Raw genomic sequence first — 11,146 nt, 5'->3', positions numbered from 1 at the left:
TATGATTGTTCGTCTGTACCATTTTATAGCTATCCAGCGTGCCCCAAACGGGTTAAAGCAACGCATTGCCGGGCCACTACGTCCGGCAATACAGTTACTCCTGTTCCTGTTTATTCTCTCTCTTAACGCCTGTAATATTGCCAAGCATCTGCCCGCCAATGAGCGACTTTATGCCGGGACCGACATTGTTATGAATGCCGATTCGGCCGTATCTAAAGACGAGCAGGATAACCTGAAAGAGCAATTAGGGGCATTGGCCCGGCCAAGACCCAACAAGCAATTATTTGGCTTTCCCTATAAAGTTGGTTTGTATTACCTGTTCGGCGAGCCACGCAAAAATGGCTTCCGGGCGTGGTTCCGGCGCAAGTTTGGCGAAGAGCCGGTACTGGCCAGTGCCAAAGCCATTTCATCGAATACACCCGTCTGGAAAGCTACCTTACAAAACGAAGGCTATTTTGGCTCCAACGTAACGGGCGTACTGAAAGAAATCGGCTACAAAGCGAGAGGGGTTTATACGGTAGGGGTTAAACAGCGTTTTTCCATAGATACCATCGTATTTATCGACACTACCAACATTCGGCAGTCTATGAAATCGGCTCTTCGGTTTGCAGCCCGGCGAACGATCATAAAAAAAGGCGACCCCTACCGCTTCGATAACCTTAAGCTCGAACGAGAGCGTGTCAGTCAGGCCATTAAACAACGGGGGTTCTACTACTTTCTGCCAGACTATCTGGCTATTCTGGCCGATAACGATACCGCCCGACATCGCACAACCCTCTATTTTGCCATTAAGCCCGATATGCCCGAAGCGGCCGGTTTACCTTATGGCATTCGAAATGTGTTTCTTTACCCAAACTACAGTCTGTCAACTGCACAGGCCGACACAAACTTAAGTAAAGCCTATAAAAGCGAAGAACGGTATACGATTGTCGACTCAACAAAACGATTTAACCCCAAACTTTTCCGCGATATAGTAACGGTACAGCCCGGAAAGCGCTATAATAGCCGGACACAGGACTTAACTCTTTCGCGGTTTATTAACGTTGGGGCGTTCAAGTTTGTCCGCAACAGATTCGAGCCCTACCAACAAGGCGACTCGGCGGCACTTGATGTACATTATTACCTGACTCCTTACCCAACGAAATCGGTGCGGGCTGAACTTGACGGTACCTCACGCTCGAACAACTTTAATGGTTCGCAGGTGGTGCTTAGTTGGAGAGATCGCAATGCGCTCAGACGTGCCGAATTATTAACGATCAATACCAACGTCGGGATTGAATTTCAGATAGGTGGGGGTCAGCAGAGCATTACGAACTACCGCTTTGGTGCCGATGCTCTATTGAGCTTCCCCCGCCTTGTGAGTCCAATTCGATTCAAATATGACGAGCGCCGTCAGGCATTACCCAAAACAAATGCCACTCTCAGTTATCAAAAAATAATTCGGGGGGGGCTATACGACCTCAATTCATTCCAGACAACATTTGGCTATGCATGGCGGCAAAACCAGCAGGTAGAACATGTTTTTCAACCATTTAATATTACATACGTTCTACCTTCTAACATTAGCACGGCTTTTATTGACTCGGCAAGTAACAATCCGTTCATTTTCCGTCAATTACTAACGGTTAAAAACGCAAAGCAGTTAATCTTAAGCTCCTTATATTCATTCAATTACAACACATCGCTCCGGTCTGCTTCTGCAACCACATTTCGCTTAGCGACGAACGCAGAAATTGCGGGAAATATAATTAATCTGTTTGCTAAAAAACGGGATGACAATGGCGACAAGATCATTTTTAAAGTTCCATTCGCTCAATATCTACGGCTTGATGCCGACGCCCGTCTATACACAAAACTAACGCCAAAAATAACCTGGGCCAACCGGTTATTTGGCGGTTTGGGTATCACCTATGGCAATTCCAAAGGGCTCCAGTTGCCCTTAACAAAACAGTATTTTGTAGGGGGTAGCAACAGCATACGCGCCTTCCGGCCACGGGCCATCGGGCCAGGTCTATTCACGCGCGATACTATTCGAAACGCCTTGCTGTTCCAGGATGGCGGTGGTGACATCAAGCTGGAAGCCAATACAGAAATCCGGGCGAAATTCACGAAATACATCGAAGGAGCGGTTTTTGTCGATGCGGGAAACATCTGGACGTACTCCGACAATGACATTTTTGGCGCAGAGGCTCAGGCTAAATTCAGCTCAGACTTTTACAAACAGATTGCCATTGGCGCAGGTGTCGGTATTCGCATCGACTTGTCTTATTTTCTAGTGCGTTTCGATCTGGCAACACCATTGCGAAAACCTTATAAAACCAATGGCAGTGAGTGGGTCATTAACCAGATTGCTTTCGGAAGCAGCGATTGGCGCAAGCAAAACCTGGTCTTCAACATAGCCGTCGGCTATCCGTTTTAATTGTAGTACCGACTGTCCCGGTCGGGTGATAAGTGCAGGAACACACCCGACCGTCCCGGTCGGCACTACAAAAAAAAGCCCCGACACGTGTTGGGGCTTTTTTTTGTGTCCTCCGTGACTCCGTGTTTAGACCCTTATTTCAGCAAAGGCCGAATTACCTTCCAGACTGTGTTGGCAACAATTTTATGCCCGGCGGGGGTTGGGTGAATGCCATCGGGCTGGTTCAGTTTGGGAATCCCCCCCACGTTTTCGAGCAGGAACGGAATAAGAACGGCTTTATTTTTGTCGGCTAACTCCTTGAACATACCTCGAAACTCTTTCGTGTAGGACGTGCCCATATTGGGTGGAATCTGCATCCCGGCCAGCACAATTGTTGCCTGCGGGCTTTTTTGCCGAACGGTATCCATAATCGCTTGCAGGTTTTTCCGGGTGTCGGCAAGCGGGAGTCCCCGCAAACCGTCGTTGCCGCCCAATTCCAGCACGAAAATGGCAACAGGCTGGCGCAGCACCCAACCAATACGGCTCTTGCCCCCAGCAGTCGTTTCGCCACTTAACCCGGCGTTTACAACCCTATAGTTTAAGCCCAAAGAGTCAACCTTTTTGCCGATCAGGGCCGAAAACGCCTGCGATGGCTCAACGCCATAACCGGCGGTCAGGCTATTGCCGTAAAATAGAATCGTTTGCTTTTTAGCCGGACTGTCAGGTTTTGAGGCCGCTTGTTCGGCGGGTGTCGTTGTGGTGTTCGTTTTGGTATCGGATGAGCCACAGCCCCAGACCGTTAAGACCAGCAACAACCCGCTTATCACAGAATAAGGTGTTTTGCGATTCAGGCAGAACTTCATAAAGAGTACATCAGTTAATTAAACGCAAAGTACGCTAAGATTACTTTGTGCCTATTGCGTTATCCTTGCGTCTTTGCGTTTAAGAAAGTCGCAACAACCCTTTTTTGTTCCATGAGTATTCTTCACGTTGAAAATCTAACGAAAACCTATTCGAGCGGGGGTCAGGACCTGACGGTTTTGCACGGCGTCAACTTTACCCTCGAACCGGGCGATACGTTCTCCATCGTTGGCCCATCGGGTAGCGGCAAAACTACGCTGCTGGGCTTGTGTGCCGGTTTGGATCGGGCTTCGTCGGGCAGCGTTTACCTCAATGATGTTCGGCTGGATACACTCAACGAAGACCAGCGGGCAGCGATACGAAATCAATACGTCGGCTTTATTTTCCAGAACTTTCAGCTCCTGCCTACCCTTACCGCCCTGGAAAACGTGATGGTTCCGCTCGAACTGCGGGGCGAGAAAGGAGCCGAAAAAGCGGCACAGGCCCTGCTGGAACGCGTTGGTTTAGGCAAACGCGGGCACCACTACCCTACTCAGCTCTCGGGTGGTGAGCAGCAACGGGTTTCGCTGGCACGAGCTTTTGCCAATCGGCCCAAGCTCCTTTTTGCCGATGAGCCCACGGGGAACCTCGACGCCGATACCAGTGCCACCGTAGTAGACTTACTCTTCGAGCTCAACCGCGAAGCCGGAACAACCCTCGTTCTCGTTACGCACGATATGGAACTGGCCTCCCGCACCCAGCGCGTTATCCGTATCAAGGGCGGAACGGTTGTAGAACAATTAGTGAATGACCGGGCTGGCGTCTCGGCGAGTGATCGAATGGGGGAATAATCTGTATAATCATTCACCCATTTTATCATTCACTCAGTCAAAATTCAATGAACACCTCCTGGCTTTTCCGAATGGCCTGGCGCGATAGCCGCCGAAGCCGACAACGATTACTGTTATTTATGTCGGCCATTGTGCTGGGCATTGCCGCGCTGGTAGCCATCAACTCCTTTGGCGACAACCTCTCCCGGAGTATCGACGATCAGGCCCGCGAGCTACTCGGTGCCGATTTGGTACTGTCGTCTAACGAACCCAATAAAGAGAAGCTTTTTTATCCGCTTCTAAAGAGAGTTGCCCCTGATATATCCCGCAGGTATACCAATAAGTATACTGATAAAAATATACTAATTAGTAGTCCTTACGAATATACCCGTGAAATCTCGTTTGCTTCGATGGTTGCATTTCCGAAAAGTCGGGGTGTAAGGCTTGCTCAGATCAAGCATTTAAGTTACGGCGATTCTGGGGGGGGCAACGACTATCCTTACTATGGCCAATGGCAGATTGTTCCACAATCAGCCCAAAAGCGTTGGCTATCTCAGTTTCACAACGCTGTAAAGCAGCCCTATGCGCTGGTTGATGATGCGCTTATGATTCAGTTTGGGGCGCAGGTAGGCGATTCTATACAAGTTGGAGGTGTTTCCTATAAAATTATTGGCCGCGTATTAAAAACCCCGGGACAGTCGGCTGTGACGAGCACTGTAGCTCCAACCGTCTTTCTGCCGTTTGTGGCGGAGGGCTTAATACAGCGTGGCAGCAGAGTAAATTATAAGTACTATTTCCGATTCGCGGATGGTACAGATATCGAAAAGATCATTAAGCAGGTCGGGCCTAAATTGGAAAAAGCCGGGCTTAATTACGACACGGTTACCGCACGAAAAAAGCAAACCGGTCGCTCCTTTGCCGACCTGACCAAATACCTTAGCTTGGTTGCTTTTGTTGCCTTGCTGCTGGGTTGTGTTGGTGTTGCCAGTGCGGTCCAACTGTATGTGAAAGAAAAGGTTACGTCGGTAGCGATTTTGCGAACACTTGGTGCCAGCGGGCGGCAGGCGTTCTTGATTTATCTTATTCAGACCGCTTTGATGGGCCTCATGGGTGCCATTATTGGTGCGTTGATAGGCTCGGTGGTGCAATTGGTGCTACCCCGCGTTTTTGGCAATTTCCTGCCTATTACGGTCGAAACAACTTTATCCGGATCGGCCATTCTTGGCGGTATTGGCACAGGTTTACTTATTTCGGTCCTGTTTGCGTTGCTTCCCCTGCTGGCGATTCGGAATGTGTCGCCCCTGCGTACGCTGCGTAGTTCCTATGAAGACGATTTGAGCAACCGCGACCCATTGCGGTGGCTGGTGTATTTTCTGGTCATTGGGTTTATTGTTGGCTTTGCCTATCTGCAAACGCACAACTTCATGCTGGCCCTTGGCTTTACAGGTGGGCTTGCACTGGCCTTCGGCATTTTAACGGCCCTTGGCCTTGGGCTGATCTGGCTGGTACGCCGATTTTTTCCAGCATCGTGGAGTTATATCTGGCGACAGAGTCTGGCAAACTTATACCGGCCCAATAACCAGACGCTTATCCTCGTCACATCCATTGGCCTGGGGGCTTTTCTTATCGCTACTCTTTACTTAACACAAGGACTTTTGCTCGGTCGGGTCGAATTATCATCCAGTGGCAATCAGCCAAACATGGTGCTTTTCGACATTCAGAATGAGCAAATTGCAGGTATCCGGTCGCTCGTTAAAAAGCAACGTTTACCCATTGTACAGGAAGTGCCGGTTGTAACGATGCGCCTGTCAGACATCAATGGAACCACCGAATCTCTCCGTAAAGACACGAAAGATACGACGGCGAAAACACCCAAATGGGCTTTCACCCGCGAATACCGGGTTACCTACCGCGACACGCTGATTTCGTCGGAGAAGTTAACATCGGGCAAAGCGCCTTATCAGGAGAACGGCGCTATTTATGTATCCATTGAGAAAGACTTTCTGGATCGAATGCACATCAAACTTGGCGACACGCTCGATTTCAATGTGCAGGGTGCGCCTATTCAAACCATTGTTGGCGGCACCCGTGAAGTTGAATGGAATCGGGTACAAACCAATTTTCTGGTTGTTTTTCCATCCGGAGTTTTGGAGCAGGCACCCCAGTTTCATGTGCTCATGACCCGTGTGCCCAACAATCAGGCATCGGCCACGCTACAACGGGCCTTAGTCAGCAATTTCCCGAACGTTTCAGCCATTGATCTGGGCCTGATTTTGAAAACGGTAGACGATATTCTGGGCCAGATCTCGTTCGTTATCCAGTTTATGGCCTTGTTTAGTATTCTGACAGGTTTGCTGGTATTGGCCAGTTCGGTGGTTATCAGCAAATACCAGCGGCTCCGCGAAAGCGTCCTTCTCCGCACCCTCGGGGCGAGCCGCGCTCAGATTCTACGTATTACTGCACTCGAATATGGGTTACTGGGTCTCCTGGCTGCTCTTTCGGGTATTCTGCTTTCCGTAGTGGGCACCTGGGCGTTAGCGCGGTTTGTTTTCGAAGTGCCCTATCAGCCCAACCTATTGCCATTGCTCATCATCTCTTTTTCGGTAACGGCCATGACTGTCCTGATCGGCGTTTTCAACAGTCGTGAAGTACTGGTCAGACCACCGCTGGATGTGCTTCGGGCTGAGGGGTAAATCAGGTATAAGTAGCTAATCCAATTATCACCTCATTTCCACTGCATCACATCAATCACATTGGGGCAGAAATCATATTCCTCGGGTTGGTTGGAGCCGATCAACAGGAGTTGGTCAGCACCAAGTTGGCGCACCTGCTCATGATACCAGGCAGCGCCCTGCTGGTCGAGGTTTGACGTAGGCTCGTCCAGAATGACGATTGGGGAATTGGAGAAAAAAGCCAGCCCGAGTTTTACGCGCTGCTTCATGCCCGACGAAAAGTACTTGATTTCTTTATTCCGAGCGTGTGTCAGTAACAGGCGGTCGGCTACAGATTCGGATGTAAGACCGTTTCGGAAGGGTTTAAAGGTCTGATGAAACGTCAGCAGTTCGTCAAGCGTCAACTCTTCCACCAACTCAAGATAAGGGGCGGCAATACTCACCTGCCGAAACCAGTCATCGGAATCAATGAGTTTGTCAACCATTGAATAGGTTAGTGTTCCCTCTGTAGCGGGTAAATTCCCGGCTAACAGTTGTAGTAATGTAGATTTTCCGCTGCCATTAGGACCTACAAACGTGTAACTCGCACCAGCAGCAAGCGTCAGGTTTACACGCCGAAAAATCCACTCCCTTCGGTATTTTTTGCCGATGTTCTCGGTAGTGATTGTCAGCATCTTGTGATAGCCTGATGGCGCTGATGGCGCAAGGCTCCAGCCTTGTGCCTGTTATCCTCCGGCCTCTGGCCGATTTCAAACAGTGAGATTTTAAAGACCGGCCAGAGGCCGGAGAATAACAGGCACAAGGCTGGAGCCTTGCGCCATCCATCAGACTACCACAAAATTTATTCCCGCTCTGCGCTGCTGGTTGACGGGCCTTTCATGATACCCCGTTCTGATGTACGGATGAAGTTTACGATTTCGTCGCGTTCATCGGATGGAGGCAATTCAAGTTCAATCTGTGTCAGGGCATCAGCATTATTCAGTCCGCGCATGTAGATGTAGCGATAGATTTCCTGAATCTGGTTGATCTTATCATTTTCAAAACCCCGCCGACGAAGGCCAATGGAATTTATGCCTGTATAGGAAAGCGGTTCGCGGGCAGCTTTCGTAAATGGCGGTACATCCTTACGAACCAGTGAGCCACCCGAAATCATGGCATGAGCACCAATTTTCACCCACTGGTGAACTGAACTGGAACCACCAATGATGGCCCAATCGCCCATATGAACGTGGCCGCCCATTTGCACATTATTAATAATCAGGCAATGGTTGCCAATTCGGCAATCGTGGGCTACGTGTGCATACGCCATCACCAGACAATCGGAGCCAATCTCCGTTTTCCAATGCTCTTCCGTTCCCCGGCTAATGGTAGCGTACTCGCGAATGGTTGTATTATCACCAATATAGGTCCGGGTATATTCGTTGTTGAACTTCAAATCCTGCGGAGTCGACGAAATAACAGCTCCCGGATAAATTTTACAGTTCCGGCCAATACGGGCGCCCTCGTTGATCACTGCGTGCGAACCAATCCATGTTCCTTCAGCAATTTCAACGTCTTTATGGATAATGGCAAAGGGTTCAATCACCACATTCTGCGCTATTTTCGCTTCTGGGTGAATATAAGCTAAGGGTTGAATCATGTTTTTTAATGATGAATGATAAATGATGAATGATGGCGGAACTGCCCGCTTGATGATGAATGAGTTGTCTTTCCAGACGGAACAATGAATAGCACTCGTCGTGATTCATTGTTTATCAGTCATCATTTATCATTTATCATTTCTTTTTAACCAGACTGGCGATCATATCAGCTTCGCACACCAGCAGGTTGGCCACATAGCCCCGGCCCTGCATTTTCACAATTCCGCGCTTCATTGGCGAGGTAAACTCACACCGAAATATGACAGTGTCGCCCGGCAAGACGTTACGCCGGAACCGACAGTTCTCAATACCAACTAAAAACGGCCAGTAGTTTTCTGGGTCAGGCACTGTGCTAAGCACCAGAATACCACCCGTTTGTGCCATTGCTTCAAGCTGCATAACACCGGGCATTACCGGATTTCCGGGAAAGTGCCCTGGAAAATACGGCTCGTTCATGGTCACGTTCTTGATACCTACCACACTGTTTTCGTCCAGGGCGATGATTTTGTCGATCATCTGGAACGGGTAGCGGTGAGGCAACAGCTGCGAAACCCGGTTGATGTCCAACACGGGCGGTTGTGTCGGATCATATTGCGGCACCTGGTTAGCCGCGTTTTTCTGAATCAGTTTCTTGATTTTTTTAGCAAAGGCGACATTGGCTGCGTGGCCAGGGCGGGCTGCCAGAATCTGCGCTTTGATAGGTCGGCCAATCAGGGCCAGATCACCCACCATATCCAGCAATTTGTGGCGAGCCATCTCGTTGGGGTAATGCAGCTGAATATTATTCAGAATCCCCTCCTGTTTGTTCACACTTACCTTTGGCTTCTTCAGCAAATCGGCCAGGTAATCCAGTTCGCCGTCTTTCACCTCGCGATCAACAATCACAATGGCATTGGTCAGGTCACCCCCTTTTATAAGGTTCTGCTTATACAATGCTTCCAGTTCGTGAAGGAAAACAAACGTCCGGCAATTGGCAATCTGCTCAGGAAACTGGCTGATGTCGTTCAGGTAAGCATGCTGGCTGCTGATAACCCGTGAGTTATAATCGACCATCACCGTGAGCCGGTAGTCGTTCAGAGGCAGAGCCGCCAGTTCAATATCTTTTTCGGGATTGCGGTAATGGACAGATTCAGTTACCTCAAAATAATTTCGGGTAGCATTCTGTTCTTCAATACCTGCTTCGCGCAGGGCGTTGATAAACTGAATCGATGATCCGTCCATAATAGGAGGCTCCGGGCCGTCTAGCTGAATCAGGACGTTGTCTATCTGCAAACCAACCAGGGCGGCCAGTGTATGCTCAACGGTGTGAATTCGGGCACCACTTTGCTCGATTGTTGTACCCCGCGAGAGGTCTACAACGTTATCGACATCGGCATCCACGATAGGATTTCCCGGCAAGTCGATACGCTGGAATTTATACCCGTGATTCGTTGGCGCAGGCAGGAAGGTCATCGTTGCCGAGACACCCGTGTGTAAGCCCACACCCGATACCGATACGGATTTCTGAATCGTCTGTTGTTTGGTATTCATTCGTTTTCAGCTTCAGGTTATGGTTTTACGGTTTATGATTTATGGTTTACGGTTGGCTAACACAGCGTTTCTGTTCGTGTCGACCAACCGTAAACTATAAATTGAAGAACCATAAACCAGTACCCGTAAACTATTTTTCGTGTTTCTTTTCCAGTTTTGTTATGCGTTGCTCCAGGGCTGGCAATTTTCGAAAAATAGCCTGTGAGCGCATATTATCACGCATCAGAAATGCATGGGAGCCATTAAGCGATATACCTTCTTCGTCAACGTTTTTACCCACTCCCGATTGCGCTCCGACTTTAGTACCATTAGCAATCGTCAGGTGACCGGCAAAACCAACCTGCCCCGCAATGACACAATTTTCGCCTAGTTTGGTTGAGCCTGCCACGCCGGTTTGAGCAGCAATGACGGTATTTCTACCAATATCGACATTATGCCCAATCTGAATCAGGTTGTCCAGCTTAGCTCCTTTGCGAATAATGGTTGAACCCATCGTGGCGCAGTCAATGGTGGTACCAGAGCCCACATTCACGAAGTCTTCCAGAATAACGTTGCCGAGTTGAGGAATGGTTTTATACGTACCATCGGGCTGTGGTGCGAATCCAAAGCCTTCGCTGCCAACAACAGCATTGGGGTGAACAACACAATGCTGCCCAATAATACAGTTGTCCAGCACACGGGCACCCGGATGGATGATTGTGTTGTTACCAATGCGAACATTGTTACCAATGTAGGCGTGGGGATAAATTTTGACGTTTTGCCCGATCTGGCAGTTTTTCCCAACGTACGAAAAGGCGCCCCGGTAAATTTGGTCACCAAATTGGCTGCCTTCGCCAACATACGATGGCTGTTCGACACCAATTCGCGATAAACTTAACTGCTTGTAATATTCCTCCAGTAGCCGGGTAAAGGCTGAGTAGGAATTTTCCACAAAGATCAAGGCAGCCAAAACCGGCTTTTTAGGCTCGAAAGATTGGTCAACAATCACCGCCGATGCCTGAGTGGTATACAGAAACGGTTCATATTTGAGATTCGACAGGAACGAAATATCGCCTGGCTTCCCTTCTTCTATCTTGGCTAATCCGGTGATTGCCAGAGCATCATTCCCGGCAACTTCGCCCCCCAGCAGTGTGGCAATCTGCTTGACTGTAAACTCCATATGCGTATAAATACCGTCGCAAAACACTCGATTTTTGTGAGCGATTGGGCCGCTAAGGTAACTAACAAATTGCATTT

Annotated in this window: 8 protein-coding genes; 3 read left to right on the top strand and 5 right to left on the bottom strand. The window is 49.2% G+C overall.

The genetic code is table 11. From position 1 onward, the window contains the following. Nucleotide 1 precedes the first annotated feature (1 nt). Nucleotides 2-2,419: a translocation and assembly module lipoprotein TamL gene (gene tamL, locus CWM47_RS24255; protein WP_100990769.1), complete on the top strand. Its 2,418-nt coding sequence runs from the start codon at nt 2-4 to the stop codon at nt 2,417-2,419. A 134-nt stretch (nt 2,420-2,553) separates the two neighbouring features. Here tamL and CWM47_RS24250 read toward each other — a convergent pair whose 3' ends face one another. After that, a complete protein-coding gene (locus CWM47_RS24250; RefSeq protein ID WP_100990767.1) occupies nt 2,554-3,261 on the bottom strand; it encodes an arylesterase in 708 nt (235 codons plus the stop codon). Between the two features lie 111 nt (nt 3,262-3,372). On the opposite strand from CWM47_RS24250, the gene CWM47_RS24245 reads away from it, so the two are divergent. Then, nucleotides 3,373-4,089 carry an ABC transporter ATP-binding protein gene (locus CWM47_RS24245; RefSeq protein ID WP_100990765.1) on the top strand — a complete coding sequence of 239 codons (717 nt, stop codon included), beginning with the start codon at nt 3,373-3,375 and terminating at the stop codon, nt 4,087-4,089. A gap of 71 nt (nt 4,090-4,160) precedes the next feature. Next, entirely contained in the window at nt 4,161-6,761 is a 2,601-nt protein-coding gene (locus CWM47_RS24240) for an ABC transporter permease (protein ID WP_100994022.1), read from the top strand. Nucleotides 6,762-6,793: 32 nt separating this feature from the next. On the opposite strand, the gene CWM47_RS24235 is transcribed toward CWM47_RS24240, so the two are convergent. From CWM47_RS24235 to lpxD, 4 genes are all read right to left on the bottom strand, one after another. Then, the gene (locus tag CWM47_RS24235; RefSeq protein ID WP_100990763.1) at nt 6,794-7,414 is read right to left on the bottom strand and encodes an ABC transporter ATP-binding protein; all 621 of its coding nucleotides are present in this window, start codon (nt 7,412-7,414) and stop codon (nt 6,794-6,796) included. Nucleotides 7,415-7,581: 167 nt separating this feature from the next. Next, complete coding sequence (gene lpxA, locus CWM47_RS24230) at nt 7,582-8,379, bottom strand: acyl-ACP--UDP-N-acetylglucosamine O-acyltransferase (RefSeq protein ID WP_100990761.1); 798 nt, start codon at nt 8,377-8,379, stop codon at nt 7,582-7,584. A gap of 136 nt (nt 8,380-8,515) precedes the next feature. Then, nucleotides 8,516-9,910, bottom strand: coding sequence for a bifunctional UDP-3-O-[3-hydroxymyristoyl] N-acetylglucosamine deacetylase/3-hydroxyacyl-ACP dehydratase (locus CWM47_RS24225; protein WP_100990759.1), 1,395 nt, complete (start codon nt 9,908-9,910; stop codon nt 8,516-8,518). A gap of 130 nt (nt 9,911-10,040) precedes the next feature. Next, nucleotides 10,041-11,069, bottom strand: a complete 1,029-nt coding sequence (lpxD, locus tag CWM47_RS24220; RefSeq protein ID WP_100990757.1) for a UDP-3-O-(3-hydroxymyristoyl)glucosamine N-acyltransferase — start codon at nt 11,067-11,069, stop codon at nt 10,041-10,043. Between the last annotated feature and the right edge of the window lie 77 nt (nt 11,070-11,146).

This window comes from Spirosoma pollinicola, from assembly GCF_002831565.1.
Taxonomy (GTDB): Bacteria; Bacteroidota; Bacteroidia; order Cytophagales; family Spirosomataceae; genus Spirosoma; species Spirosoma pollinicola.
The sequence above is the reverse complement of the archived record's forward strand: the minus strand, read 5'-3'. Positions and strand labels throughout refer to the sequence as shown.